The 24,649-nt window shown below is 71.3% G+C and carries 27 protein-coding genes; 9 read left to right on the top strand and 18 right to left on the bottom strand.

The window, feature by feature from the left end:
- Positions 1-296: carbohydrate-binding protein (locus TFC3_RS08945; RefSeq protein ID WP_369819595.1), on the bottom strand; the 296-nt coding region annotated here is incomplete at its 3' end.
- Positions 297-468: 172 nt separating this feature from the next.
- Here TFC3_RS08945 and TFC3_RS08940 point away from each other — a divergent pair.
- On the top strand, positions 469-939 hold the full coding sequence (locus tag TFC3_RS08940) for a glutathione peroxidase (protein ID WP_067498004.1): 471 nt from the start codon (positions 469-471) through the stop codon (positions 937-939).
- Positions 940-946: 7 nt separating this feature from the next.
- Positions 947-1,624 carry a DUF429 domain-containing protein gene (locus tag TFC3_RS08935; protein ID WP_067498002.1) on the top strand — a complete coding sequence of 226 codons (678 nt, stop codon included), beginning with the start codon at positions 947-949 and terminating at the stop codon, positions 1,622-1,624.
- A gap of 3 nt (positions 1,625-1,627) precedes the next feature.
- Here TFC3_RS08935 and proC read toward each other — a convergent pair whose 3' ends face one another.
- From proC to TFC3_RS08915, 4 genes are all read right to left on the bottom strand, one after another.
- Positions 1,628-2,434, bottom strand: a complete 807-nt coding sequence (proC, locus tag TFC3_RS08930) for a pyrroline-5-carboxylate reductase (protein ID WP_067497999.1) — start codon at positions 2,432-2,434, stop codon at positions 1,628-1,630.
- A gap of 68 nt (positions 2,435-2,502) precedes the next feature.
- Positions 2,503-3,531, bottom strand: a complete 1,029-nt coding sequence (locus TFC3_RS08925; RefSeq protein ID WP_067497996.1) for a 6-phosphofructokinase — start codon at positions 3,529-3,531, stop codon at positions 2,503-2,505.
- A gap of 143 nt (positions 3,532-3,674) precedes the next feature.
- Positions 3,675-4,175, bottom strand: coding sequence for a pyridoxamine 5'-phosphate oxidase family protein (locus tag TFC3_RS08920; RefSeq protein ID WP_067497993.1), 501 nt, complete (start codon positions 4,173-4,175; stop codon positions 3,675-3,677).
- A gap of 76 nt (positions 4,176-4,251) precedes the next feature.
- The gene (locus TFC3_RS08915) at positions 4,252-4,944 is read right to left on the bottom strand and encodes a Crp/Fnr family transcriptional regulator (RefSeq protein ID WP_015620001.1); all 693 of its coding nucleotides are present in this window, start codon (positions 4,942-4,944) and stop codon (positions 4,252-4,254) included.
- A gap of 194 nt (positions 4,945-5,138) precedes the next feature.
- Here TFC3_RS08915 and TFC3_RS08910 point away from each other — a divergent pair, with 194 nt between their 5' ends.
- From TFC3_RS08910 to TFC3_RS08900, 3 genes are read left to right on the top strand one after another with little or no spacing between them, the layout of a single operon-like run.
- Positions 5,139-6,041, top strand: a complete 903-nt coding sequence (locus TFC3_RS08910; RefSeq protein ID WP_082771934.1) for a phosphotransferase enzyme family protein — start codon at positions 5,139-5,141, stop codon at positions 6,039-6,041.
- A 16-nt stretch (positions 6,042-6,057) separates the two neighbouring features.
- Positions 6,058-6,546, top strand: coding sequence for a polyadenylate-specific 3'-exoribonuclease AS (locus tag TFC3_RS08905; RefSeq protein WP_067497987.1), 489 nt, complete (start codon positions 6,058-6,060; stop codon positions 6,544-6,546).
- Positions 6,547-6,601: 55 nt separating this feature from the next.
- Positions 6,602-7,165: a DUF2087 domain-containing protein gene (locus TFC3_RS08900; protein ID WP_067497984.1), complete on the top strand. Its 564-nt coding sequence runs from the start codon at positions 6,602-6,604 to the stop codon at positions 7,163-7,165.
- Here the strand turns inward: TFC3_RS08900 and TFC3_RS08895 are convergent.
- The gene (locus TFC3_RS08895) at positions 7,053-7,841 is read right to left on the bottom strand and encodes a lysophospholipid acyltransferase family protein (RefSeq protein WP_082771933.1); all 789 of its coding nucleotides are present in this window, start codon (positions 7,839-7,841) and stop codon (positions 7,053-7,055) included. The genes TFC3_RS08900 and TFC3_RS08895 overlap by 113 nt on opposite strands.
- Positions 7,842-8,007: 166 nt before the next feature.
- Here TFC3_RS08895 and TFC3_RS08885 point away from each other — a divergent pair, with 166 nt between their 5' ends.
- Both TFC3_RS08885 and TFC3_RS08880 read left to right on the top strand, forming a co-directional pair.
- The gene (locus TFC3_RS08885; protein WP_067497974.1) at positions 8,008-8,811 is read left to right on the top strand and encodes a DUF308 domain-containing protein; all 804 of its coding nucleotides are present in this window, start codon (positions 8,008-8,010) and stop codon (positions 8,809-8,811) included.
- A 123-nt stretch (positions 8,812-8,934) separates the two neighbouring features.
- A complete protein-coding gene (locus TFC3_RS08880; RefSeq protein WP_067497971.1) occupies positions 8,935-10,350 on the top strand; it encodes a trehalose-6-phosphate synthase in 1,416 nt (471 codons plus the stop codon).
- Here the strand turns inward: TFC3_RS08880 and TFC3_RS08875 are convergent.
- Genes TFC3_RS08875 through TFC3_RS08850 form a run of 6 tightly spaced genes read right to left on the bottom strand, consistent with a single transcriptional unit; the run spans position 10,339 to position 15,335 of the window.
- A complete protein-coding gene (locus tag TFC3_RS08875) occupies positions 10,339-11,115 on the bottom strand; it encodes an alpha/beta hydrolase (RefSeq protein ID WP_067497966.1) in 777 nt (258 codons plus the stop codon). The two genes, TFC3_RS08880 and TFC3_RS08875, sit on opposite strands and share 12 nt — an antisense overlap.
- Positions 11,115-12,458 carry an NAD(P)/FAD-dependent oxidoreductase gene (locus TFC3_RS08870; protein WP_067497963.1) on the bottom strand — a complete coding sequence of 448 codons (1,344 nt, stop codon included), beginning with the start codon at positions 12,456-12,458 and terminating at the stop codon, positions 11,115-11,117. Before TFC3_RS08870 ends, TFC3_RS08875 begins: the two co-directional genes overlap by 1 nt.
- 25 nt (positions 12,459-12,483) lie before the next feature.
- Positions 12,484-13,173, bottom strand: a complete 690-nt coding sequence (locus TFC3_RS08865) for an endonuclease/exonuclease/phosphatase family protein (protein WP_067497960.1) — start codon at positions 13,171-13,173, stop codon at positions 12,484-12,486.
- A 20-nt stretch (positions 13,174-13,193) separates the two neighbouring features.
- A complete protein-coding gene (locus tag TFC3_RS08860; protein WP_067497957.1) occupies positions 13,194-14,144 on the bottom strand; it encodes an ROK family glucokinase in 951 nt (316 codons plus the stop codon).
- Between the two features lie 20 nt (positions 14,145-14,164).
- Entirely contained in the window at positions 14,165-14,851 is a 687-nt protein-coding gene (locus tag TFC3_RS40420) for a hypothetical protein (protein ID WP_067497955.1), read from the bottom strand.
- Positions 14,852-14,882: 31 nt separating this feature from the next.
- A complete protein-coding gene (locus TFC3_RS08850) occupies positions 14,883-15,335 on the bottom strand; it encodes an SRPBCC family protein (RefSeq protein ID WP_067497953.1) in 453 nt (150 codons plus the stop codon).
- A 118-nt stretch (positions 15,336-15,453) separates the two neighbouring features.
- Between TFC3_RS08850 and TFC3_RS08845 the strand changes: the two genes are divergently transcribed.
- Positions 15,454-17,145, top strand: coding sequence for a GAF domain-containing sensor histidine kinase (locus TFC3_RS08845; RefSeq protein WP_067497950.1), 1,692 nt, complete (start codon positions 15,454-15,456; stop codon positions 17,143-17,145).
- A 7-nt stretch (positions 17,146-17,152) separates the two neighbouring features.
- Positions 17,153-17,821 (top strand): response regulator, encoded by a 669-nt coding sequence (locus TFC3_RS08840; protein WP_023359837.1) that lies wholly within the window; start codon positions 17,153-17,155, stop codon positions 17,819-17,821.
- 4 nt (positions 17,822-17,825) lie between these two features.
- On the opposite strand, the gene TFC3_RS08835 is transcribed toward TFC3_RS08840, so the two are convergent.
- From TFC3_RS08835 to TFC3_RS08810, 6 genes are all read right to left on the bottom strand, one after another.
- Entirely contained in the window at positions 17,826-18,458 is a 633-nt protein-coding gene (locus TFC3_RS08835; RefSeq protein WP_067497947.1) for an NADPH-dependent FMN reductase, read from the bottom strand.
- A 15-nt stretch (positions 18,459-18,473) separates the two neighbouring features.
- The gene (locus TFC3_RS08830; protein ID WP_067506278.1) at positions 18,474-20,411 is read right to left on the bottom strand and encodes an ABC transporter ATP-binding protein; all 1,938 of its coding nucleotides are present in this window, start codon (positions 20,409-20,411) and stop codon (positions 18,474-18,476) included.
- A 91-nt stretch (positions 20,412-20,502) separates the two neighbouring features.
- On the bottom strand, positions 20,503-21,630 hold the full coding sequence (locus tag TFC3_RS08825; protein ID WP_067497943.1) for a glycosyltransferase family 4 protein: 1,128 nt from the start codon (positions 21,628-21,630) through the stop codon (positions 20,503-20,505).
- Positions 21,630-22,886, bottom strand: coding sequence for a M48 family metallopeptidase (locus tag TFC3_RS08820; protein ID WP_067497939.1), 1,257 nt, complete (start codon positions 22,884-22,886; stop codon positions 21,630-21,632). Before TFC3_RS08820 ends, TFC3_RS08825 begins: the two co-directional genes overlap by 1 nt.
- A gap of 21 nt (positions 22,887-22,907) precedes the next feature.
- On the bottom strand, positions 22,908-23,123 hold the full coding sequence (locus TFC3_RS08815; RefSeq protein ID WP_067497936.1) for a hypothetical protein: 216 nt from the start codon (positions 23,121-23,123) through the stop codon (positions 22,908-22,910).
- 58 nt (positions 23,124-23,181) lie between these two features.
- Positions 23,182-24,495, bottom strand: coding sequence for an NYN domain-containing protein (locus TFC3_RS08810; RefSeq protein ID WP_236718376.1), 1,314 nt, complete (start codon positions 24,493-24,495; stop codon positions 23,182-23,184).
- Between the last annotated feature and the right edge of the window lie 154 nt (positions 24,496-24,649).

Here is a 24,649-nt window from a genome sequence, read left to right as displayed (position 1 = left end):
GTGGTGGGGTTGGTCGGCGGCGTCGTCGGGTCGGTGCCACCACCACTACAGGTGCCCTGGTCGGACCAGACGTCCCACTGGCCGCTGTGCGTGGCCGGGCTCTCGTTCTGGGTCCACCACTTGGCAGAGTAGTTGTGGCCGTTCTGCGACGCGGTCAGGCCGTTGGTGTAGACCGCGGTGGCACTCCACGGGGACGCGCAGGCGACAGCAGCAGACGCCTGGACCATGGGGACCGAGGCGGTAGTGACTGCCACGATCGCCCCGGTCCACAAGGCGCGGCGGAGGGATTTCTTCACTGCGTCTCCTCAACGAACAGTTAGGAAACTTTCCTAAGGGGGATTGAAGAGACGGTAGTCACATCTATGAACAGGCGTCAAGAACCTCAACGCTGATTACGCGAGGTCTTAACTTTTCGGAGCGTAGCGCCACGGCGTGCACTCAGCCGGGCACAGCGCGTAGTCTGCCGTCATGACCATCTTCGACGTCGACATCGACGCACTTCCGGGCGGATCGGCCGAACTGGCGCGCTATCGCGACAATGTCGTCCTGGTGGTCAATGTGGCCAGCCGCTGCGGGCTCACCCCGCAGTACGCCGGCCTCGAAACACTGTACGAGAAGTACGCCGATCGCGGCCTGGTCGTGCTCGGCGTGCCGTGCAACCAGTTCGCCGGCCAGGAGCCCGGGGCGGCAGCCGAGATCGAGGAGTTCTGCCAGGTCAACTATGGCGTCACGTTCCCCCTCACCGAGAAGGTCGACGTGAACGGCGCCGACCGGCACCCGCTGTACCGCGAGCTGATCGGCGATGGCGACGACGTGACCTGGAACTTCGAGAAATTTCTGGTCGCCCCCGGCGGAGCGGTGGTCGCGCGCTTCGACCCGCGCACCGAGCCGCAGGACGACCGGGTGATCACTGCCATCGAGCCCTTGCTACCACGCTGAGCTGCCCATGAGCATCCATGTGATCGGCGTCGACGCCTATGCCCTCGGCTGGGTGGGTGTCGAGCTGCGCGACGGGCAGTTCGGGCGCGCCATGCTGGCGTCCACCTTGTACGAGATCGTGGCGGGCAGCTCCGGCGCGGCGGTGATCGGCGTCGACATCCCGCTCGGCATGCTGCCCGACCGTTGGCGCGCCGCCGATGCTCTGGCCGCGGATCAGCTCGGCCCGCGCCGCAGCAGCGTGTTCCGGGTGCCGCCGCGCGCGGTCTGGCAGGAACCGGACTTCACCACCGCCAACCGGGTCTGCCGCGAGCTGACCGGCGCGGGGTTGAGCCGCCAGTCGTGGGCATTGCGGCCCAAGCTGCTCGAAGCCAACGCGATCTGGGAGCGTCATCCGGGGTTGCTGTTCGAGGCCCACCCCGAGGTGTCGTTCCGTGAGATGGCCGGCGAGCCTTTGCCGTACGCGAAGAAGACCTGGTCCGGGCAGGCCCGCCGCCGTGAGTTGCTCGCCAAGCATGGCATTGTGCTGCCCGACCACCTCGGACCCGCCGGCCAGGCCCCGCCCGATGACATCCTCGACGCCGCCGCGGTGGCCTGGAGTGCGCACCGGATGGCCACCGGTACGGCCCTGAGCCACCCCAGCCCCCCGGAGGAGAACGACGGAGCCCAGATCGCGATCTGGTATTAGAAGCTAGGAACTCTGCGCAGCGATCTCCCGGGCGCGGTCACGGGCTGCTTCCAGCGCGGCCAGCAGCGCCGCGCGCACGCCGTGGTTCTCCAGCTCGCGGATCGCCGAGATGGTGGTGCCGGCCGGGGAGGTCACCGCCTCGCGCAGCTTGACCGGGTGCTCACCGGAGTCGCGCAGCATCACCGCCGAGCCGATCGCGGTCTGCACGATCAGCTCGTGCGCGACCTGGCGCGGCAGGCCGAGCAGGATGCCCGCGTCGATCATCGCCTCGACGAGCAGATAGAAGTAGGCCGGCCCGGAGCCGGACAGCGCGGTCACCGCGTCCTGTTGCGACTCCGGCACCCGTACGGTCGAACCCAGCGGCTGGAACATCTGCTCGGCGATCGCCAGGTGTTCGCCGGTGGCGTGCGGGCCGGCCGAGATCGCGGTCATCGCCTGGTCCACCAGCGCCGGGGTGTTCGTCATGACCCGCACGACCGGGGTGCCCTCGGGCAGCCGCGCGGCGAAGAAGCTGGTCGGCAGCCCGGCGCACAGCGAGATGAGCAGCTTGCCGGCGGGCACCTCGGCACCGATCTCGTCGAGCAGGGTGCCGGCGTCCTGCGGCTTGACCGCGATCGCTAGCACGTCCGCCTCGGCCACCGCTGTGGCGTTGCCGGCCACCCGCACGCCGTATCGCTCGGCCAGCTCGGCACCGCGTTCCGGGCGCCGGGCGGTCACCACGATCTGACCGGCCGGGCGGCCCGCGCGCAGCAGGCCGGAGACCACGAGCTCGCCGATCTTGCCGGTGCCGATCACCGCGACGACGGACATGGGCGGTCCTCCCCCATCTACGTTTCAGGGGCGGACCGAGTGGTCCGCCCCTGAAAACCGTAGTCGGCTCAGCTACCGAAGAAGACCTCGGCCTCTTCGTAACGCTCAAGCGGCACGGTCTTGAGCTCGGCGGTGCCGTCGGCGAGCGGGACCCGCACGATGTCGGTGCCGCGCAGCGCCATCATCTTGCCGAAGTCGCCGTCGTTCACCGCGTCGATGGCCTGCAGGCCGAAGCGGGTGGCAAGCACGCGGTCGTACGCGGTCGGGGTGCCACCGCGCTGGATGTGACCGAGGACGACCGTGCGGGCCTCCTTGCCGGTCTTCTCCTCCAGGGTCTCGGCGAGCCACTGGCCGATGCCGCCGAGGCGGACGTGGCCGAACGCGTCGAGCTCCTTGTTCTGCGTGACCATCTGGCCCTCAAGCGGCTCGGCGCCCTCGGCGACCACCACGATCGGGGCGTATTCGACCTGGAAGCGCTTGGTCACGTAGGTGGCGACCTGGTCCACGTCGAACTTGCGCTCGGGCAGCAGGATCACGTTGGCGCCACCGGCGAGGCCGGCGTGCAGCGCGATCCAGCCGGCGTGGCGGCCCATGACCTCGACCACCAGCGTGCGGTGGTGCGACTCGGCGGTGGTGTGCAGCCGGTCGATGGCCTCCATCGCGATGTTGACCGCGGTGTCGAAGCCGAAGGTGTAGTCGGTGGCGTTGAGGTCGTTGTCGATCGTCTTGGGCACGCCGACCACGTTGACGCCGAGATCGGTGAGCTTGGTGGCCACGCCGAGGGTGTCCTCGCCACCGATTGCCACGAGCGCGTCGACACCCTGCTCGGCCAGGTTGGCCTTGATCTTCTCGACGCCGCCGTCGATCTTGAACGGGTTGGTCCGGGAGGAGCCGAGGATGGTGCCACCGCGCGGCAGGATGCCTCGCACCTCCGCGATGCCCAGCGGCTTCGTCAGGCCCTCCAGCGGGCCCTTCCAGCCGTCCCGGAAACCGACGAACTCGTGCCCGTAGACGGCTACGCCCTTGCGCACCACCGCCCGGATCACCGCGTTGAGACCGGGGCAGTCGCCGCCGCCGGTGAGCACGCCGATACGCATGATTGCTCGTCCTCCCTCATCGGGTCGCGATCGGCCCGGCGCCCGTCAGGTGGGCAGCATCCGGCCCGGCTTCATCGCCGGGACGGGGGGCGGGCCGCAAGCGCACTGTAGTCGGCCCGCCTGACCCCGGCCAACGCGCCCCGCTACAACCGGACGGTTTCGTTCTCGCCAGCGTTCGGCGTCTTTCCCGTAACGGCTGCCTTGGCGTACCCCAACAGGGTGATCACCTTCGAGCTGTGCGCGGCCTCCCAGTACTCGGCCGACTCCGCGGTCACCTTGACCAGCGTGAGGTTCGGGGTCTCCAGTCCGTCCGGGAACCACGCCTTGAGCACGGGGTTCCACAGCTCCTCGGCCTTGGCCCGGTTGTCGGTCTGCACCGCGGTGCCGGCCACCGAGGTCCATGCGTGCTGCTTGGGGTCGCTGAACGCGACGTTGACCTGCGGGTTGAGCCGGATCTCGGCAACCAGGTCGGCGTCGGAGTAGGTGAAGAACCACAGGTCGCCGTCGAACTCGACCTCCTGCAGCGCCATCGGCCGGCTGACGTGGCGCCCCTCGGCGGTCATGGTGGTCAGCATCCCGATGCGGGCGTCCTTGACCAGCTCCTTGAGCTTCTCGCGCTTGTCTTGCTCGCTGTGCTCAGCCATGTCGCACTCCTTCGTCGGTGTCCCCCTCGAACTTCCCGGAGGACACCGGCCGAAACAGCCCGGGTTGATCGGCGGCTCAGCGTTCGGCCATCCCGGCCCGCCGGCGCAGCGCCGACACGTCGGTGACCACGATGCGCCGGCCCTCGGTGCGCAGCCAGCCGCGGGTGGCGAACGAGCCGATGGCCTGGTTGACGCTCTGCCGCGAGCCGCCGGCCATCTCGGCGAGCTGGCTCTGGTTCAACTCGATAGTGATCATCGGGGCCTGGCTGTCACCCGCGAGGCGGACCAGGGTCTTGGCCACGCGGCCGGGCAGATCGAGGAAGACGTGGTCGGCGTTCTGCTCGGTGAGCCGGCGGATCAGCCCGCCGACCGAGCGCATCACCGCGTCGAGAATGCGCGGGTTGGAGTGCACCAGATCCATGAACGCCACCCGGGACAGCGCGAGCGCCTGGCTGTCCTCGATCGCTTCGGCGCTGGCCGAGCGGGTGGAGGCGTCCAGCAGCGAGACCTCGCCGAGCACGTCGGGCGGCCGGACCACGGTGAGCACGGCGCGTTCGCCGGTGGGAGCCGTGCGGAACACCGCAATGGCGCCGCGGCGCAACACGATCAAGGAGTCCCCCGGATCGTGTTCCACGAACAGGATCTGGCCTTTACGGTACGTCCGGGGCACAGCGGCAGCGATCACCCGCTGACGCACGTCGGGCTCCAGCCCGGCGAACATTTCCACACCCGTCAGCGCGTCTCCCGGCTCCGGCAGCCGATGATCCACGGTCAGTCCTTCCCCCGGCCGGGACCACCGTCGGCACAGCTGTCCGGCGTCGGCCCCTCGACGCGAACGATCACTCTTAGCATGAAGAGCGTCATCAACGCCATTTGATACCTCCACGGCGCATCCGGTTCGATCATTTCGCGGATGTCGCTGCGTGTACACCCCCCAATTGCCCGGTGTAACTATCGCCCACCGTGTCCGTTGTCGTCACGATCCGTACCTCGATAATCGCCGCCGTGCCGGATGACGACCTCCTTCGATCGACGCTGCGCGACCAGTGGCACCTGCAGCCCGCCGAGATCTCGGTGCTGCCCGGGGGCTTGATGCTGCACGGCTGGGACGTGCTGGCCGGCGGTGAGCGCTTCGTGGCCCGCCTCGCCGACCCGGCCTGCCGCCAGCCGGTGGAGGCGGGCCTGGCCGCGGCGGCCCACCTGCGCACCATCGGCATCGAAGCCGGCGTGCCGGTGCGGACCCTGGCCGGCGCGCTGACCGCCGACACCGAACGCGGGGCGATGGCCGTGCTGCGCCGGGCCCCCGGCCGTACCCTCGATGGGCGCGACCCCATCGACCAGCAGTTCTGGGGTGATCGCCTGGGGGCCGTGCACCGTGCCCTGCAGCGCTTCGACCACCCCGGCCTGGGCCGCTGGAGCTACCTCGACCCGGAGGCCGCGCACCTGGCCGCCGAGCCGTGGCTGCGCGAAGCGGTCGCCGGTGCGCTCACCGCGATGACCCGGCTGACCGTCACCGACCGGCTCACGTACGGCGTCCTGCACGGCGACCCCGCCCCCGAGATGTTCCTGATCGACCCGGCCACCGGGCGCGCCGGGCTGCTCGACTGCGGCGCCAGCGGCACCGGCCCCCTGCTCTACGACGTGGCCGCCGCGGTCGTCTACGCCGGCGGCGAGGAAACCTCCGCGGAATTGCTCGACGGCTACCTGGCGGCCGGCCCGGTCACCTTCGACGAGCTGCACGCCGCCCTGCCCGTGCTGCTGCGCTTCCGCTGGGCGGTGCAAGCCGACTGGGCCGCCCGCCGCGGCGACCCCGAGGGCCTGCGCCACGCCCGGGAGGCCCTGCGCGACCGCCCCGGCGACGCGTAGGCAAGGATGGTCCGCGATGGTCTATCGCTATTTCTACGACTGCGAGTTCATCGAGGACGGCCGCACGGTCGACCTGGTGAGCATCGGCATGGTCGACGAGTTCGGGCGTGAGTTCTACGCCGTCTCCACCGAGTTCGACGAGTCCAAGGCGATCCCCTGGGTGCGCCGCAACGTGCTCGACAAGCTGCCCTCACCCTCGGATCCGGCGTGGCGCTCCCGCGAGCGCATCCGCGAGGATCTGCACGCGTTCCTGTTGGAGCCGGTGAAGGGTCGCGACGAGCAGATCGAGCTCTGGGCCTGGTACGCCGCGTACGACCACGTGGCCCTCGCCCAGCTCTGGGGGGCGATGCCGGCCTTGCCCCGGGTGATCCCCCGCTTCACCAAGGACCTGCGCCAGCTCTGGGACGACAAGGGCCGCCCGCCGCTGCCCACCGCGCAGGGCCGCCACGACGCGCTGGTCGACGCCAAGCACAACCTGGCCCGCTGGCATGCCATGGGCGGCTGAACCGGGCTCGGAAAATGGGGTGACCGGGCGGGTGCGCGCTCCTAGGGTGGCGCCCATGTCCGCCGATGCCGCCCGCGCCGCCGAGATTCTCGCCCAGCTTGCCGTGCCGCTGCGCCTCGCCGCGTTCGCCGAGCTGGCCCGCCGCGGCACCGAGGGCGCCACGCTGGCCGAACTCGCCCATGTCCTCGACCGGACCAAGCCCGAGGTCGGTGACGCCTGCGCGCGGCTGGTGGCGGCCGGCATCGTGACGGGTTTCGGCGACGGCGCCTACCGCGCCCACCCCGGCGAACTGCGCGACGCCGCCGGGGCGGTGGACCGGCTGCAGCCGATCGCCGCGCTGCTCGACGGCTACCCGAAGCTGCGCGGCTACTTCAAGCACGGCCGGCTCACCAGCCTCCCGCCCACTCAGGGCGATCGCTATCCGATGCTGGGCGAGTTGCTGGCCCGCTTCCTGGCGCTGGACGGGCTGTACGACGAGGACACCATCAACCGCCGCCTGGCCCGGGTCACCGATGATGTGGCGGGGGCCCGGCGGCTGCTGGTGGAGTCGGGGTGGCTGGAACGGGATCGGGCCGGGACGACGTACGGACCGGGTCGCCCGCTTCCGCAGCCCGCTTGACCGGGGATTCCACCGAGGTCTTGAGCGTGGCCGCGTAGACGTCGACGTATTCGCGGCCGGTGAGCGTCATCAGCTCGTACATGATCTCGTCAGTGACGGCCCGCTCCACGAAGCGGTCGCCGGACTCGTAGCGGGAGAAGTCCAGCGGCCGCCCGATGCGCATGCGCACTCGCTTGATCGCCGGGATCAGCGTGCCGGTGGGCTGGATCTCGTCGGTGTTGAGCAGCGCCACCGGGACCACCGGGGCGCCGCTCTCCAGGGCCAGCCGGGCCACCCCGGTCTTGCCGCGGTAGAGCCGGCCATCGGGCGAGCGGGTGCCCTCGGGGTAGATGCCCGCGATGTTGCCCGAGCGCAGCACCCGCAGCTGGGTGTCCAGGGCCGCGCGGGCCGCCTTGCCGCCCGAACGGTCCACCGGGATGGTCCCGGTATTGGTGAAGAACTGGCGCATGAGCCAGCCTTTGATCCCCTTCCCGGTGAAGTACTCCGCTTTGGCGACGAAGGTCACCCTCCGCTTCAGCACCAGAGGTGTGAAGATCGAGTCGGAGAACGAAAGGTGGTTGCAGGCGAGGATCACCGGCCCACGCTCCGGAAGGTGTTCGAGTCCCCGCACGTCAGGACGGAAGACACATTTCAGGACAGGTCCGAGGACCACGTACTTCAACAGCCAGTAGAACACCGGTGTCCTTTCCCGCGCACGGGCCGCCGGGGGGCAGGAAAAGCCTACGAAGCGGGAGCGGCGCGCCACAACGCACTCCCGCAAGCGGCACCTGTCGTGTCACCATTCAAGGCACGCGCGCGCCGAGCGCGGGGGCTCGGCTATCGGGGTGCAGGGAGATTACAGGGTGTCTGCGGGTGGCGCCCGTCGCGGGCGGCGGGACAACGGACTCGACGCGGCCGACTACGCGGCCGCGGGCGACGTGGATCCGCGCGTGGGCGAGCACCTGCTCGACGTGCTGGCCGCCGGGGGCATCGCTGCCTACCTGCAGCCCTCTGCCGATCTGAACCCGATCCTGCGCGCCACGACGTTCCCGGCCCGGCCCACCGACCGGCTGTTCGTCGACCGCGACCACCTCGCCACCGCCCGCGAGCACCTGCAGAAGCTGACCGGCGGCGCCGGGCCCACCCCGCCGAGCGCGCCGGTGCCGGCCGACCAGCGCGACATCGACGCCGAGTGGGCGAAGATCGTGGCCGGCTTCCACACCACCGTCGATCCGGGCACCCAGTCGTGGCCCGACGCCGAGGACATGCCGGCCTCGCCCGAGAAGGCGCCGGAGCCCCCCAAGCCCGCCGACGAGGGCCCGGTGCTGCACAACCGGCGCCGCACCGACCGCGTCGAGGAGCCCTCGTTGCTCGACGGGCTGGACACCTTCGGCGCCGACCTGGCCGACGACGAGGACGAGGACGACGAGCGGTACGTGCCGCCGCCGCCCCCGCCGCTGCCGCACATCTCCAAGTACGCGATCGCCGGCGTGCTCGGCGTGGTCCTGGGCTTCGTGCTGTTCCTGTTCCCGTGGCTCGTGCCGGTGCCGGCCACCTACGTCACGCTCCTCGCCTTCGCGGCGATCGTGGCGGGCGCGGTGACGCTGGTGTGGCGGCTGCGCTCGGGCGACGACGATGACGACCTCGACGTCGGCGCCGTCGTCTAGCGCAGCCATAGCCCCCCGCCTCGGGCGACGACGATGACGACCTCGACGACGGCGCCGTCGTCTAGCGCAGCCATAGCCCCCCGCCTCTGTACCGGTGGGTAGCCATCCACTAACGTGCTGTAAATGCGCCAGAGCTCGCTCGTTGTTGTCGCCAACCGTCTTCCCCTCGATGACAACATCGCTCCGGACGGCGCTTGCGAATGGCGGCGCAGTCCCGGCGGCCTGGCCGGGGCCCTGCACGCCATCCTGGACAAGACGCCCGCCACCTGGGTCGGCTGGGGCGGCGGGATCGGCACGGCCAAGCCCCTGCCCGACATCGGCAGCCTGCGGATGCTGCCGATGGGGTTGTCCGAGGACGAGCACAACGGCTACTACGAGGGCTTCGCGAACTCCACGTTGTGGCCGCTCTACCACGATGCGGTGTCCCCGCCGGTGTTCGACAGGGGCTGGTGGGAGACCTACCGGGCGGTCAACCGCAGGTTCGCCCAGGCCGCCGCGGAGGCCGTCGAGCCCGGCGGCACCGTGTGGGTGCAGGACTACCACCTGACGCTGGTGCCTCAGCTCATCCGCGAGTTACGTCCGGACGTACTCATCGGCTTCTTCATGCATGTGCCGTTCCCACCCCCGGAGCTGTTCATGCAGCTCCCCCGCCGCCTCGACCTGCTGCGCGGCATGCTCGGGGCCGATCTGGTGGGTTTCCAGCGCCCGCAGGCCGCGCACAACATTTCCCAGCTCGCCGTCAAGCTGCTCGGCGCGCAGGTCACCGGGGACGAGGAGATCTCGTTCGAAGGGCGCACCATCCGCACCGGCGCGTTCCCGATGTCCATCGACGTCGCCGAGATGCAGGCGCTGTCGGCCCGGCGCGACGTGCGGGACCGGGCCGCGCAGTTGCGCTCCGATCTGGGCAAGCCGCGCCGGGTGCTGCTCAGCGTCGACCGCCTCGACTACATCAAGGGCATCGAGCACCGGCTGACCGCCTACAGCGAGCTGCTGCGCGACGGGCTCGTCAAGGTCCGCGACACCGTGCTCGTGCAGGTGGCGGTGCCCAGCCGCGAGCGTGTGGAGAGCTACCGCAAGCTGCGCGACCGCATCGAGGGCGAGGTCGGGCGGATCAACGGCGAGTACGGCCGCGTGGGCGAAACCGCCATCCACTACCTGATCCAGCCGTTCGACCGTGCCGAGCTGGCCGCGCTCTACCAGACCGCCGACGTGATGGTGGTGACCCCGCTGCGCGACGGCATGAACCTGGTCGCCAAGGAGTACGTGGCCGCCCGCGCCGACAACTCGAGCGCGCTGGTGCTCAGCGAATTCGCCGGGGCGGCCGACGAGTTCACCGACGCGTTCCTGGTCAACCCGCACGACGTCGACGGGCTCAAGGACACCCTGCTGCGCGCCATGGAGGCCGAACCGGCCGACCTGGAACGGCGGATGACAGCCATGCGCGAACACCTGGTCAGCCACGACATCGACTTCTGGGCGCGCAGCTACCTGACCGCTCTCGACCGCACCGGACGGGTGGCCGCGCGGCTACGCCGCTAGTTGTTTTTCCAACCAGTCCAAGATCGCGTCGATGGGTTCCTGCCAGTTCGCGTCGAGCATCAGGTCGTGGCCGAGGCCCGGGAACAGCAGCGGCGCGCCACCGAAGCGGGCCGCCGCGCGGTCGAGGGCCTTGCGGGTGACGATCCGGTCGTCCGGGCTGCCCACCACCAGCGTCGGGGGCGAGCCCACCGGCGGTTGCGGGTCGGGCGCCTCGAAGACCTGGCGGTAGACCCGCAACGGGGCTCGGGTGAGGCGGTTGACGTACCCGTCGGCTTCGGGAAGGTCAGCGGCGAACAGCTGGCGGCGATGCAGTTTGAGTGGGCCGCCGAAAAGGACCGGCAGGGTGCCTCGCGGGTTGGTGCGCAGGGCCGTGCCGAGCGCGCTCCAGCCGCCCAGGACCGGCGCTGAGAGCACGGCCGCCTTCGCCGGATAGCGGGCCAGGGCCTGGGCGACGAGCAGAGCGCCGGCGCCGTGCCCGATCAGCACGGCTTGGCGCGGCAAGCCCGCTGCCGCCTGAACAACATCGTGGACGTACGCCCGCAGCGACCCGTTCTCGCGAGGGCTGATCGCATACGCGGCGTAGCCCCGCTGGGCGGCATGACCGAGCCAGTGCTCCCGGAACGCCCAGGCAGCGTGGCCCAGACCCGGCACGAACAGCAGCGGCGGGCGCCCCTCGTCGGGGTGCGGGAGGGCGCTGAGCACTTCCCGGCGTACGGGCGGCACCGGCGACGTCCAATCCGCGAAGCGCACCAATTGCGACGCCATCAAGCGGGTTCCATCTCTCTGAGCAGGTCCTCCAGCGCGCGCAGGTAGTTCGTGTGGCTGACCTCGAACCAGTGGCGCGACGACGGGACCACGCGCAGCCGGGTCCAGCTGCGCAGCGGGCGCGACGACTCCTTCTGCTGCACCGCTGCGGCATGCACCGGATCGGTGACCCGTAACCGCAGCCAGCGAGCCACCGCGACACTCTGCCAATGGGCCAGCGGGAGCAACCCGGCGTCGGCCTGCAGCAACCCGACCACGGCGAGCGTCGGGTGGTGCCGGGCGAACGCGTGCAGGTGCAGGTCGGGGCGCCCGTCCTCGTCCACGTCGAGCAGGTCGGGGGTCAGGAAGTCGAAGCGCGGCAGGTAGCCGGTGGCGGCGATGACCAGGTCGGGTTCGAGGCGGCGGCCGTCGGTCAGCTCCACGATGGAACCCTCGGCGCGGGCCACGTCGCAGACCGGGGTGATCCGGCCGTGACCGAGGTGGTAGACGAGCTGGCTGTTGACCACCGGATGGCTCTCGTACGGCCGGTGGTCGGGTTCGCTCAGCCCGTAGCGGGTCACATCGCCGACTGTCAGGCGCACGGTGCGGTGGTAGAGCCACTGGCGCACCCGTAGCGGCAGCCGCAGCCGCAGCGCCCTGGCGTTCACCTGATCAGCGGGCCGGCCGAACAGGAACTTGGGGGTGTACCAGTAGCCGCGGCGGGTGGAGTGCCACACCTTCTCGGCCTGCTGGGCGGCCTCGACGGCGATGTCACAGCCGGTGTTGCCGCCGCCGATGACCAGCACCTTGCGACCGCGCAACTGCGCCGGATCCTTGTACGCCGACGCGAGCATCACCCGCCCCGAGAACCGTGAGGTGTCCACACCCAGCGGCTTGGGTGACCAGTTGTGCCCGTTGGCCACCACCACAGCCGCATAGCGCTGGACGCGTTCCTCGCCGCCCCCGGTGCTGCGGGTGGTGACATCCCAGCGCCCCTCACCCCCCGGGGTCACGGCAACCACCTCGGTGCCGAACCAGATGTCGTCGCGCAGGCCGAAGTGGTCGGCGTAGCGCTCCAGGTAGCTCAGCAGCTGGCTGTGATGCGGGTAGTCGGGCCAGTCGTCGGGCATCGGGAAGTCGGGGAACTCGGTGAGCGGACGCGAGGAGATCAGGTGCGTGCTCGAGTAGACAGGGCTGCGGTCGTGGCGCCAGTTCCACGCGCCGCCGACGCCGGTCTCCCGCTCGTAGCAGTCCACCGCGAAGCCCTGTTCCCTCAGGTTCTTCACGGTGACCAGGCCGCTGGCTCCGGCGCCGATCACGCAGACCGCGTCGCGACGATCGGCGATGTCCGGGGTGTCTGGCACCCGGGAATCCTCGCAGACGAGCCGCCTAGTCGGAAGGCAACGTCAGCTCGGCCAGCACCGGGAGGTGATCGCTGGCCCGGCGGGCGGCGTCGGTCTCCACAACCTCATACCGCTCGATCTGCACGTCCGGCGAAACGAAAAGCGCGTCGATGCGCTGGCGGGGCAGGGTGGCCGGGAAGGTCAGCGGGGTGCCGCCGGCCACCGACGCGGTGTCGACGAACCCGTCGGCGACCGTGCGCCACGCTCCCCCGCCCGGCCCCTCGTTGAGGTCGCCGCCGGCCACCAGCGGACCGTTCACCTGGGCCAGCGCGTCCTTCCAGAGCGCCGCCTGGGCGGGCCGCTCGGCCGGATCGGTGGCCAGGTGCGAGCCGGAGACGGTGAACCGGGCACCCTTCACCGAGCAGCGCGCGAACGCGGCCCCGCGCAGGTGCCTGCCCGGGGTGAGCGGGTAGCGCAGGCTCCACGTCTCGTGCACGCGCACCCGCAGCGTCACCAGCAGCAGGTTGCCCAGCGAGGGCAGGCCGCCCTCGGCGACCACCATGCCAAGGCTGTCGGCCAGCGCCGCGCACTTGTGCCGCCAGCGGAACCGCCGGAAGCCCTCCTGCACGATGACGACGTCCGGGGCCAGCTCGCGTACCAGGCCGGCCAGCGCGACACGGTCGTCGCGCAGGCCGTGCACGTTGTAGCTGAGCACCCGTAGCGGAACCCCGGACAACGGTCCTCCCCTTGAAACGATCAGATCCGGCGGGCCAGGTCGGCCGCGCCGAGCACCCCTGCGGTGTTGCCGGTTTCGGCGGCCTTGATCTCGGCCACCGGGAACCGCCCGCGCTGGGCGAGCTGGTCCCGGTAGGTGGCCTCGGTCGGGCCCATCAGCAGTTCCCCGGCGTCGATGACGCCGCCGCCGACGACCAGCACCTGCGGGTCGAAGGCCTGGGCCAGGTCGGCCATGGCGACGCCCAGCCAATACCCGATCTGCGCGAACGCGTCCCGGGCCACCCCGTCGCCGCGCTGCGCCGCCTCGGTGATCTGCCGGCCGGTGATCTCCAGCGGGTCCCCGCCGGCCAGCTTCAGCAGCAAGGCGGCCCGCTCGGGTTCCTGCCGCGCCCCGGCCCGCGCGAAGCGGACCAGCGCCTTGCCGCTCGCATACTGCTCCAGGCAGCCCAGCCGGCCGCAGCCGCACGGGTGCCCGCCGTTGACCGACTGGATGTGGCCCAGCTCCCCGGCGGTGCCGTTGGCGCCGCGCCACAGCCGCCCGCCGAGCACGATCCCGCCGCCGATGCCGGTGCCCACGGTGATCATCACCATGGAGTCGTCGGCCTGGCGGGCCGCGCCGAAGCGGAACTCGGCCCAGGCGGCCACGTTGGCGTCGTTCTCCAGCACGGTCGGCAGCCCGACGGCCTTGGCCACGATGTCGCGCACCGGCTCCTCGCGCCAGGCCAGGTTGGGCGCGAACAGCACCGTCGCCCCGGCCACGTCGATCCAGGCGGCGGCCCCGATGCCCACCGCGTCGGCCGCCGGATACTGGGCCGCCAGCTCGGTGGCCACCGCGACGATGGTGTCCCGGGTTGCCGCGGGGTCGTCGGCCGGGGTCTCGCGCCGCGTCTGTGCGACCACTGCCCCGTTCTCGTCCACCACCCCGCCGGCCACCTTGGTGCCGCCGACGTCGATTCCGATGGTCAGCGCCACGCTGCCCGTCCCCTCTGTTGTCACTCCGCGCCGCCGGGGGCGTCCCCGCCCGGCCGGTCGTCGCGGTCTCCGGCCGCAGCCGGCGTTCCCTGTGCCGCCACATCATGATCTACGCCGCCGGTTCGTGCCACGCCGGTTTCGCCAGGCGAGTCCCCGTTCGCGTAGTTCGCGACCGCTGCCGCCCAGGGGTCCGTGGGGCGCGTCACGCCTTCACCCGTCTTATTTCCGGTACGTACAGAGCTCCCCCACCCCTCAGCGCCCTCATTCGCGGGCCGTCCCGCCGCTTCCCGAGCCGCCGCCGCAGCCTCCCCGGCGGCAGCAGCTTCCCGGCGGGCATGCCGGTTGTCCTCGCGCGTGGCGGCCGTCCAGGGGTCGGCGGCCTCGTCGATGGTGGGCTCGTCGGCAGGAGCCGAGGACGCGGTTGCGCGCGTGGCGGCCGCCCACGACTGATCAGGGGTGGGCTCTGGACGTACCTTCGGCTCCGGGGTCCGTTTTGTGCCCTCCGCAACGGACGAGAAGGCGCGCATCAGGCTGGCCACGCCGGTGGCGAAGTCTCCCGCACCCACCGCCAGCCGGGCAGCCGCCTTGGGATCGGGCACCACCGCCGCGATGAGATCACCCAGCCCGGAGTTCCGGCGGGCCTGCCCGGCCATTGCCAGCACCGTTGCGACCAGCCGCTCGGCTTCCTCGCGCGCCGTTCCAGTCATGCGTGCCCCCTGCTGAAGTTGATGCGCGCGGTCAGGCCCGGGACAGGCTTTCGACGCGGCGCTTGAGCTCCTTGAGGGCCGTGTCCATGATCATCTTTTCGGCCTTGCGCTTGAACATGCCCAGCATCCCCACGGTGAGCTCCACCTCAAGGGTGTACGTCACCGTGGTGTTTCCGCCACCGTCTGCGACCAAGTCGTAGGAGCCGTTCAGCACTTTCTGCATCTTCGAGGGCGCGACCAGGTGCCACTCGATGCGCGAGAGGTCCTCGGCGTAGGCGTAGTCGAGCTGGTAGTCGTCGGCCAGCGGGCCGGCGTCGATGACGAAGCGCACCCGGGCGGCGTAGCCGTCCTCATACTCCTCGACGACCTCACAGACCTTCACCGCATCCGCCCATTGCGGATAGCTGGGGAAGTCGCAGATCACCTCGACGACCGCGGCCGGAGGCGCCTGGACCTGGATCGACTGCGTCGAGCTGTCCGCCATGGCAGGCAGGCTACCGCGTGGCTGCGACAATCCCGACGACGCCCGGCCGGGGCGGTTGCGCACCCCAGCGGGTATCGCGGACGAGCCAGTTCGCACAAGTGCGGCTACCATCCGTCACGTGCCCGCGTCAGCCAGCGTTCCCGTGCGCGTCCACCCGCTCGTGGTGGCCGCTCGCCTCGTCATGCTCGCACTCGTGGCGGCTCTCACGCTGATCGCCACGCGCGACCCGGGCGAGCTCCGCTGGATCGCCCTGTTGCTGGTCGCGGCACTGCCCGCGCTGTTCGCCCCGGATCACCGCATCGCCGCGCCGCTCGGGCGCCTCGCCGAGGTGGCCGTCACCGGGCTGGCCGCGGGTTCGGTGGCCGCCGCCGCGAACGTCACCCGGACCGTGGATGCCGGGTTCGGGGCCGAGGCGGTGCTGCCCTACCTGGCCGTGCCGCTGCTGACCGCGGCGCTGCGCCGGCGTCCCACCGAGGGCGCCACCCTGCTCGGCGTCGCGGCGGTGACCATGGTCATCGGCGGGGTGATCGCGGAGGAGGGCCAGAAGGTCATCACCCAGCCCGGGTACCTTGCCGCGGGCGGTCAGTGGCTGGTGCTCGGCGCGATCGTCACCTTCGCCGCGGACACCATGCGCCAGCTCATGGCGCCGGTGGAGAACAAGCCGCAGCCGTACGCCGAGGCCACCCGGCTGCTCACCCAGCTGCGCAGCGTCGCCCGGTCCCTGCCGGGCGCAACCCTGGACCCGGGCGGCATCTCCGAGCACCTGCTGGAGGAGTTGCGCGCGGTAGCCCCGGCCGAACGCACGGCGGTGCTGTCCGCCAGCGGTGGCGGACGGCTCGTGATGCTGGCCCAGTCCGGCGCCGAGCGGGTGGACTGGGAGGTGACCCTCGACGCCGACTCGGCGATCGCCGACGCCTGGGCCACCCAGCAGCCGCAGACCGCCAACCGCTCGCAGGCCCGCTCGCACGCCGGTGGCGATTCCTCCGCGCTGGTCGTCCCGCTGGTAGCAGGCGTGCGGACGATCGGATTGGTCATTCTGGAAGCCGATGTGCCCAGTGCGTACCCGCTGACCGTGATCTCGAGGGTGACCGAAGTGACCGGCCCGGCGGCCCTGCGGCTGGAGGCCGCCCTGCTGTTCGACGAGGTCCGCGCGCTGGCGACCAATGAGGAGCGTCAGCGTCTGGCCCGCGAGATTCACGACGGCGTAGCGCAGGAGCTGGTGATGGTCGGCTACGGCATCGACAACGCCCAGGCCACCCTGCCCGAGGGTGCCGACGAGACCGCCGAGGAGCTGCGCTCGCTGCGCGGCGAGGTTACCCGGGTCATCACCGAGCTGCGGCTCAGCCTGTTCGAGCTGCGCTCCGAGGTGGACCGCAACGGCGGGCTCGCGGCGGCCATCGCCGAGTACGCCCGCACCCTGGGCACCTCGGCCGGGCTGCGCGTGCACTTCACGTTCGACGAATCCACCGCCCGGCTGCCCGCCGCCACCGAGGCGGAGTTGCTGCGCATCGCCCAGGAGGCGATCACCAACGCCCGTAAGCACGCCGGCGCCTCCAACCTGTGGGTCACCTGCACCGTCGACCCGCCGTACGCGCAGATCGAAGTCTCCGACGACGGCAAGGGATTCGCCGACGATCGTCCCGATGGGCGCTACGGTCTTGCGATCATGGCCGAGAGAGCGGAACGTATCCGGGGCCGTTTGGAGATCAGACCACGACACCCCAGCGGGACAACCGTTGCCGTAGTGCTCGGATCGTCCGCTCGGCGCGATAGCGTGCGGGATAGCGTTTCCGCATCAGAAGGGGAGTAACCCGAGCATGTCGACCAGTCCGATGCCGACGACCCGCACCAAGGTGCTGCTCGTCGACGATCACGACTTGATCCGTAAGGGGCTGCGGCACGCGTTCGAGCGGGACCGGCAGTTCGAGGTGGTCGGCGAGGCCGCCACGGCAGCCGAGGCCGTCCGCCAGGCCGGCGCGCTGCAGCCGGACGTGGTCATCATGGACCTGCGGCTGCCCGATGGCAGCGGCCTGGAGGCGACCCGCGCGCTGCGCAAGAACAACGCCAACATGGGCATCGTGGTGCTGACCATGTATGCCGGTGACGACCAGCTGTTCGGCGCTCTTGAGGCCGGGGCCAGCGCGTTCGTGCCGAAGACGGCCCCCGCCGACGAGGTGGTGGCGGCCGCCCGGCACGCCGCCTCCGCCCCCAGCGCCTTCACCGCCGCCGACCTCGCCGAAGCCATGAAGCGCCGCCTCGCGCCCTCCGGCCCGCAACTCTCCCCACGCGAGGGTCAGGTCCTGCGCCTGCTCGCCGACGGCATGAGCGTGGCCGGGATCGCCAAGCAGCTCTTCGTGTCGGAGTCCACGGCCAAGACCCACATCTCGAAGCTGTACGAGAAGCTGGGCGCCGCCAACCGCGCACAGGCGCTGATGACGGCGCTGCGACTCGGGCTGCTCGAAGCTCCGGACGCGCCGAAGTTCTAAGGCACTAATCGCGCAAGTGGCGTGGCGCTCGCTGCCGGAATTCCGGCGTGGTCTTCCGCTGCGGGATCATCGGGTAGAGGCTCGAATTGACCTGCCAGGACGGCTGCGCGTCGGGTTTCGGCGCGAGCGCGACGGCGAACGCGTGCAGCATGTCCTGCACGGCCATGTGCAGCTGCGGGTCCGCGATGAGCCCGTCCGGCCCGACCGCTTCCGGCCCGATCGGCAGCCGGATCAGCGCCGAGCGCAGCACCCGCGCGTTGCCATGCCCGAGCACCGTCTCCAGCGTCGACAGCGCGCCCTGATCGCGGCCCGGTTCGGCCAGCGACAGCCACGCCACCGGCTTGTCCCACAGCTCGGCGCCCTCGACGACCCAGTCCAGCAGGTTCTTCAAGCTGCCGGGTAGCGAGCCCCCGTATTCCGGCGTGCAGAAGATGATGCCGTCCGCCGTGGACACCTGGTGGCGCAGGATGGTGGCGGCGTCATGCTGCTCCCCCGGAGCGAACGCCGGCAGGCCGCGCAGGCCGTCGTACAGGTCGGGGTGGATTCCCGCCGGTGCCACCCGGGCCACCGTGCGCAGGGCGGCGGTGTGCAGCGACGTCTCCCGGGTGCTCCCCGAGATCAGCATGATGCGCGTCATGCCGCCGACCTTAGATCACGGCGAGGTTCCCTGGTACGCGCTGGCCTGCAAGGTGAAGAGCTGGGCGTACAGGCCGTCGGCGGCCATCAGTGCGGCGTGGTCGCCCTGCTCGACGACCTCGCCGTGGTCGAGCACGTAGATCCGGTCGGCCTCGCGCACGCTGGCCATCCGGTGGGTGATCAGCACGACCGTACGGCCCTCGGCGAGCTCGCGCAGCCGGTCGTACACGTCGTGCTCGGCGCGGGCGTCGAGGTTGGCGGTCGGCTCGTCGCAGATCAGCAGCGGCGCGTCGCGGTAGAAGGCCCGGCTGACGGCCAGGCGCTGCCACTGACCACCGGACAGGTCGGCGCCGTCGGTGAAGTCGCGCGACAGCAGGGTCTCGTAGCGCCGGGGCAACTCCATCACGAACTCGTGGGCGTCACCGGCGCGGGCGGCCGCCTCGACCTCGGGCATGAGCTCGGGGCGCTCGTAGCGTCCAATGGTGATGGACGCCCGGGCCTGCAGCGGCCATCGGGTCGGTTCCTGCATGACCACGGCGACCTGGCGGCGTACCGATTCCGGATCGAACAGCGCCACGTCCCGGCCGTCCCAGCGCACCCGCCCGGTCTGCGGCCGATAGAGCCCGGCCAGCAGGCCGGCCAGCGTCGACTTGCCCGAGCCGTTCTCCCCCACCAGCGCGATGATCTCACCGCGGCGCAGCGTCATGCTGACATCGCGCACGGCCGGTCGTTCGGCGTCGGGGTAGCGGAAGGTTACGTCGTCGAGGCGGATCTCCTGGAAGCTCCCGGGCGCGGCGCGGCCGGTGACCGGCTCGGCACGCTCGCGCGACAGGTCGCAGAAGCCCTGGAAGTCGGAGAAGTAGAGGCCCTGCTCGAAGACCCGGTTGGCGCTGTAGGCAATCTCGGTCAGCTTGCCGATGCCCGTGCTGATGGCGTAGGCCGCCGCGCCGCCCGCGGCCAGCTGCATGCGCCCGGTCCACAACAGCCAGAGCAGCACCACGTACGTCACCCCGGTTACCACCCCGCTCAACATGTTCCCGGCCGCGGTGGTGCGCACCTGGCTGGTCGCGAGCCGGATCTCCTGGCGGGTGGCCGCAGTCAGCAGCCGCCGGATCTCGGTCAGCAGGTACTCGCGTACGGTGAAGGCGCGCAGCTCGGCAGCCGGTTCCCGGGCGGCCAGCAGGTAGGCGAGCATCCGCTGGCGCCGCCACACCGCGATGTAGCGCAGCACCTGGCGGTAGCGCAGCCGGGCGGATCGGCCGGCCGCCCAGGCGATCGGCACCACGCTGATCACGAGCAGCGGCAGCAGCACCGGGTGCAGCACGGTCAGCACGCTGGCCGCGGCGACCAGCCCGATGAAGTTGGTGCCGAGGTCGATGGCCATGTCGACGAGCTGCTGGGCGGCGCTGATGCCCCGGTCGCGGGCGCGTTCCATGGCGTCGCGCCAGCCCGGATCGTCAAAGGTGGACAAGTCGACGCCGGTGGTGAGGTCGAGCAGTTGCATCTCGGCGGCCTGGTACACCTGCGGGGACAACCGGCCGTTGGCCGCCGCGGCGGCTGAGGTGAGTGCGCCCCGCACGGCGAGGGCCCCGATCAGAATCAGCAGCGACGGTACGGCGGCCCGCACCCGTTCCGGCGTGGGCCCCTGGCGCAGCAGCCCGTCGAACACCCCGACCACGCTGATCAACCCGGCCGCGCTGGCCACCCCGCCGAGCAACTGCAGCACCACCACCGCCGCGGTGGTGCGCGGGCTGGCCCGCCACGCCAGCGACCAGGCCGAGCGCAGCAGCTTGGGCAACCGCCGCAGCATCTGCCAGAACCCGGTGTTCGCGGCTTCCTCGGTGCTGGTCAGCCAGTACGGCAGGGCCAGTTCCCCCTCGCCGGCACCGTCCAGCCCATCGTCGCGCTTGTCGTCCCCGGCCTCGTCCACGTCCTTCTGGAGGGCGTCCTGCATCGGCGGCTCCATCCCCTGGGCTCTCCGCCGTTCTTACCGCCGCTCTACACAACGTGTCTATGCATGCTCCGGGAGTGATTACTATTCACCGCTAATTGGCACGAAGCAGGTCACCCAGCCGGGTTGCCTTGGTCTCCCAGCGCCACTCGGCTTCCACCCAGGACCGCCCGGCCGCGCCCATCCGGCGCGCCTTGCCGGGATCGGCGAGCAACTCCGCCACCCGGTCGGCAATGGCAGCCACCTTGTGACCGTCCACGACGTACCCGGTCTTGCCTTCCAAAACCGCGTCGGGGGCGCCGCCGGAGTTGCCCGCCACCACGGGCAAGCCGCTCGCGGACGCCTCCAGGTACACGATGCCCAGACCCTCGACGTCGAGCCCGCCGCTGCGGGTACGGCACGGCATGGCGTACACGTCACCGGCCGCGTAGTGCGCCGGCAGCTCCTCCCACGGCACCGAGCCGGTGAAGAACACCTCGGACTCGACACCCTCTCCGCGGGCCAGCTCCGTGAGCTTTTTGCGGTACGGCCCCCCGCCCACCACCAGCAACGCCGCCCCCGGAACCCGCTGCCGGATCCGGGGCAACGCCCTGATCAGCATGTCCTGGCCCTTGCGCGGCACCAGACGGGACACGCACACCACCACGGGACGGTCACCGAGGCCGAACCGGGCCCGCACCGCGCTGCCGTCCACGCCGGGGTGGTAGGCGTCCACGTCGACGCCGGGGGTGAGCCGTTCCAGCGAGGTCAGGCCGTGCAGGGCGCGCTGCAGGCGTACCCGTTGGAATTCGGTCAGGAAGGTGACCACGTCGTTGCCGCGGGCTATGCGTTTGAGCAGGTGGCGAGCGCCGGGCAGGGCAGCCCAGCCGATCTCGTGGCCGTGGGTGAGCGACACCGCCCGCTCGATCCCGGCCCGCCGCCGCAGCCCGTCCGCGAGCAACCCCAGCGGCGCGGCAGCCCCGAACCAGACGCTGTCGCAGTCCTGGGACCGGGCGATCTGCGCCGCGCGCTTGGCCACCGGGGGCGTGGGCAGCAGCACGCCGGTGTTCTCCCGGATCACCTCGAACGGCTGCTCGGCGTCGAACTTGTCCGCACCCTTCCAGGTGGAGGCGTAGGCCACGATCGAACCGGCCGGCTGGCGTACGGCCAGGTTGTGCACGAACTGCTGGATGCCGCCCGGGCGGGGTGGGAAGTCGTTGGTGACCAGCAGCGTGCGGCCCATCAGCGTTCCCCGCGGGCGTAGGCGCGGGCCGCTGCCATGCGTTCCACGGTGGACGGGTGCGAGGCGGACATCACGTACTCCCAGGCCGGCGGGTCGGGATCGGACAGGTTGACGGTGCCGAGGCGGCGCTGCATCGCCTCGAACGTGGCCGGGTCGCCGGTCAGCGTGAGGGCGTGCTCGTCGGCCCGCGCCTCGATGCGCCGCGAGACCAGCGCCTGCACCGGGCCGCCGACCAGACCGGCCAGCGTGACCAGGGCCAGCAGCAGCGCGATGGCCCGCGGCTCCCCCATCGACTCGGCCCCGGCCCAGCGCAGCAACCAGCCCAGCGACCCGAGCAGGTACAACGCGATCACAGCCACGGCGGCCCCAAGCGCGCCGATGATCGTGCCGGTCAGCACGTCCTGGCGCTTGGCGTGGCCCAGTTCGTGCGCGGTCACCGACACCACCTCGTCCGGCGTGGCCTCGGTCAGCATGGTGTCGTAGACCACGATCCGGCGGGTCGGGCCGAATCCTGACACGTACGCGTTCACCGCCCGGGTGCGCCGCGAGGCGTCAGCGACCAGCACATCCTTGACCGGCACCCCGTCGCGGGCGGCCAGCTCCATCAGCTCGGTGCGCAGCGGACCGGCGGCCATCGGGGTGAACTTGTTGAAAATCGGCTCGACGACCACCGGCAGCACGAACGACAGCAGCACGACCAGCAATGCCGCCCCCGCCGCGCCGAACGCCCACCACCAGCGCGGCGCCAACCGGGTCACGGTGAAGAACCCGAGCAGCGTCAGCCCCCCGATCACCGCGCCCACCGCGTACGACTTGGCCAGGTCGAGCGCCCAGGCGCCCCAGGTCTGGGTGGAGATGCCGTACTCGACGACGATCCGGTGCCGCCACGCCGCGAACGGCAGCGTCAGCACCTCGACAACCAGCACGATCAGCAGCCCGCCGAGCACCACCCGGGCGATCCAGTAATCGCCGAACGGCCGCCCGGCCCAGGTCACCAGCCGCGCCCCGAGCGGGGTCAGCCCGAGCACCAGCGCGCCGATCAGCCCGATGGCCATCGACCCGTACGACCCGGGCCGCAGCGCTGAATGGAAGGCCCGCGCCCGCGCCACCTGCCCGGCCGGGAAGTCACGCAGCGCAGCGACCTGGTCGGCGCGCGGGGCGGGTGGCCGGTGCCAGGGCACGACCAGGGCCGCGTACACGGTGAGTCCGACCAGGAGCACCGCCAGCGTCGCTGCGGCCCAGAGGCGAGGCGTCACGGGACTGAATCTTAGAGGTGGCTACGCAACGTGGCCGCGGTAGACCGGGACCTCCACCGGCGGCTCGGGGGTTTCGAGCAGCTCGACATCGAAGCCGGCCAGCTCGAAGACCTCGATTGCGTGCAGTTCTCCAGGGGTCAGGTCGCCGAGCCCATCGGGGGTCTCGGCAAGCGTCTTGATGAGGCATCCCTCGCATCCGCGGCCCCGTCCGGGGCAGCGGCCGCAGTCGATGAACATCAGTTCCTCCTCCTTGGGAGATGTACTCATCACGCTACGGAGGGGGTACGACAAAAAATCAGCCGCGCGAGAGCCTGCGCAGAAGTGAGTCGGCTCCCATCGGGTACGCACCGTGCCGGCGCACCCCATCGGCGACCTCGCGGTCGGAGGAGATGACCACCAGCGGGCGCCCGGCCGGCTCGGCCCGCACGAGCTGGCGGATCAGCTCGTCGGCGGTGTCGCCCTTGTGCGAGAAGAGCACCCGCACGCCGCGCGGCGCCGGGGGCAGCCCGTGCACCCGTTCGGCGCCGTCGAAGACCACAGTGACCTCGTCGCCGGTCTGCGCCGCGATGCCGCCGAGCCCGGTGATGAGCCGCTTGCGCTGCTGTTCGAGCGACATCTCGGCGAAGCCGCGCTTGGTGACGTTGTAGCCGTCCACGATCAGGTGCGCCCGCGGCAGCGCGAGCAACTGGTCGAGCCGGCCCGGGTCGTCGGTGTCCTGGGCGCGTGGCCGGGACCGCTCGAGCGCCCCGGGCCGGTCGGCGGCGGAGTCCGCCACGAAGTCGGCCGGCAGCTTGTCCACCGGGCCGATCGCGAGCTCGCGGCGCAGCCCGGCAGCGGCCTGCCCGAGCGTCTCCAGCAGCAGCCAGACTCGCGCGTCGTCGGCGGCGCGGGCGTCCTTGGCGCTCTGCTTGCCCGACGCGGCGAGCGCCTCGGCCTCGGCCAGCCGGGTGCGCATCCGGCGTACCTCGGCGTCATGCTCGGCCGCCGCCTTGCTCGCGCGCCCCTTCTCGGTGGCGACCAGGTCGGTGGCGCGTTTGAGCGAGGCCTGCGTCTCCCGCAGCGCCCGCGCACTGGTGCGGGCCTCCTCGCGCAACTGGCCGAGTTCCTCGCGGACCCGGGCCAGCTCGTCGCGCAGCTTGTCGGCCTCGACCCGGGCCACCGCGCGGTCGTGCTCGGCGCGGGCGGCGCGCTGCTCGGCCTCGTGCACCAGGTTGGCCACGGCGGCGCTGTCGGCCTCGGCCCGCACGGTCTCCCCGGCTGCCGTGATCAGCTCCCGCCACCCATCTGGGCGGGCCAGATAGGCCAGCGCCGCAACCTCCACCGGGTCGGCGGCGGCCGGGGCCATCCCACCGGCGACGGCCGAGCCCAGGTCACCGGCCTCGGCGACGATGCGCGTGCCGATCCGCTGGCGGAACAGCGGGTCAGCGGCCAGTTGCGCGGCGAGCGCCTGGGCACCGAGCCGGGCGCGCCGGTTGGGGGCGAAGCGGGCGACCTTGCGCAGCGGGAACGGGATCTCCTCGGCGGGCATCCCGGGCAAGGCAGCCGCGGAGAGCGCGGTGATGCGCTGGCGGACCGGTTCGGGCAGCACCGGCTCCACCGAATCCGACATATCAGACAATGGTGCTACGTCCGCGTTGCCGGGCACCGCCTCCTGGGCGGCCCCGCCGGAGAACTCCTCGATCGCGGACATGAATCCATTCTCCCACCGTGGGCAGCGGAAAAGCCTGCGGAGGCAGGTGATGTTTTCCAGGGCGCTCGCGGGA

The organism is Actinoplanes sp. TFC3 (assembly GCF_001553785.1).
Taxonomy (GTDB): domain Bacteria; phylum Actinomycetota; class Actinomycetes; order Mycobacteriales; family Micromonosporaceae; genus Actinoplanes.
The sequence above is the reverse complement of the archived record's forward strand: the minus strand, read 5'-3'. Positions and strand labels throughout refer to the sequence as shown.

Excerpts from the sequence above, each read along its gene's own strand:
- TFC3_RS08940 (WP_067498004.1), top strand. The coding sequence starts at position 469 with ATGACCATCTTCGACGTCGACATCGACGCACTTCCGGGCGGATCGGCC.
- TFC3_RS08935 (WP_067498002.1), top strand. The coding sequence starts at position 947 with ATGAGCATCCATGTGATCGGCGTCGACGCCTATGCCCTCGGCTGGGTG.
- proC (WP_067497999.1), bottom strand. The coding sequence starts at position 2,434 with ATGTCCGTCGTCGCGGTGATCGGCACCGGCAAGATCGGCGAGCTCGTG.
- TFC3_RS08925 (WP_067497996.1), bottom strand. The coding sequence starts at position 3,531 with ATGCGTATCGGCGTGCTCACCGGCGGCGGCGACTGCCCCGGTCTCAAC.
- TFC3_RS08920 (WP_067497993.1), bottom strand. The coding sequence starts at position 4,175 with ATGGCTGAGCACAGCGAGCAAGACAAGCGCGAGAAGCTCAAGGAGCTG.
- TFC3_RS08905 (WP_067497987.1), top strand. The coding sequence starts at position 6,058 with ATGGTCTATCGCTATTTCTACGACTGCGAGTTCATCGAGGACGGCCGC.
- TFC3_RS08900 (WP_067497984.1), top strand. The coding sequence starts at position 6,602 with ATGTCCGCCGATGCCGCCCGCGCCGCCGAGATTCTCGCCCAGCTTGCC.
- TFC3_RS08880 (WP_067497971.1), top strand. The coding sequence starts at position 8,935 with ATGCGCCAGAGCTCGCTCGTTGTTGTCGCCAACCGTCTTCCCCTCGAT.
- TFC3_RS08875 (WP_067497966.1), bottom strand. The coding sequence starts at position 11,115 with ATGGCGTCGCAATTGGTGCGCTTCGCGGATTGGACGTCGCCGGTGCCG.
- TFC3_RS40420 (WP_067497955.1), bottom strand. The coding sequence starts at position 14,851 with ATGACTGGAACGGCGCGCGAGGAAGCCGAGCGGCTGGTCGCAACGGTG.
- TFC3_RS08850 (WP_067497953.1), bottom strand. The coding sequence starts at position 15,335 with ATGGCGGACAGCTCGACGCAGTCGATCCAGGTCCAGGCGCCTCCGGCC.
- TFC3_RS08840 (WP_023359837.1), top strand. The coding sequence starts at position 17,153 with ATGTCGACCAGTCCGATGCCGACGACCCGCACCAAGGTGCTGCTCGTC.
- TFC3_RS08835 (WP_067497947.1), bottom strand. The coding sequence starts at position 18,458 with ATGACGCGCATCATGCTGATCTCGGGGAGCACCCGGGAGACGTCGCTG.
- TFC3_RS08830 (WP_067506278.1), bottom strand. The coding sequence starts at position 20,411 with ATGCAGGACGCCCTCCAGAAGGACGTGGACGAGGCCGGGGACGACAAG.
- TFC3_RS08825 (WP_067497943.1), bottom strand. The coding sequence starts at position 21,630 with ATGGGCCGCACGCTGCTGGTCACCAACGACTTCCCACCCCGCCCGGGC.
- TFC3_RS08815 (WP_067497936.1), bottom strand. The coding sequence starts at position 23,123 with ATGTTCATCGACTGCGGCCGCTGCCCCGGACGGGGCCGCGGATGCGAG.
- TFC3_RS08810 (WP_236718376.1), bottom strand. The coding sequence starts at position 24,495 with ATGTCGGATTCGGTGGAGCCGGTGCTGCCCGAACCGGTCCGCCAGCGC.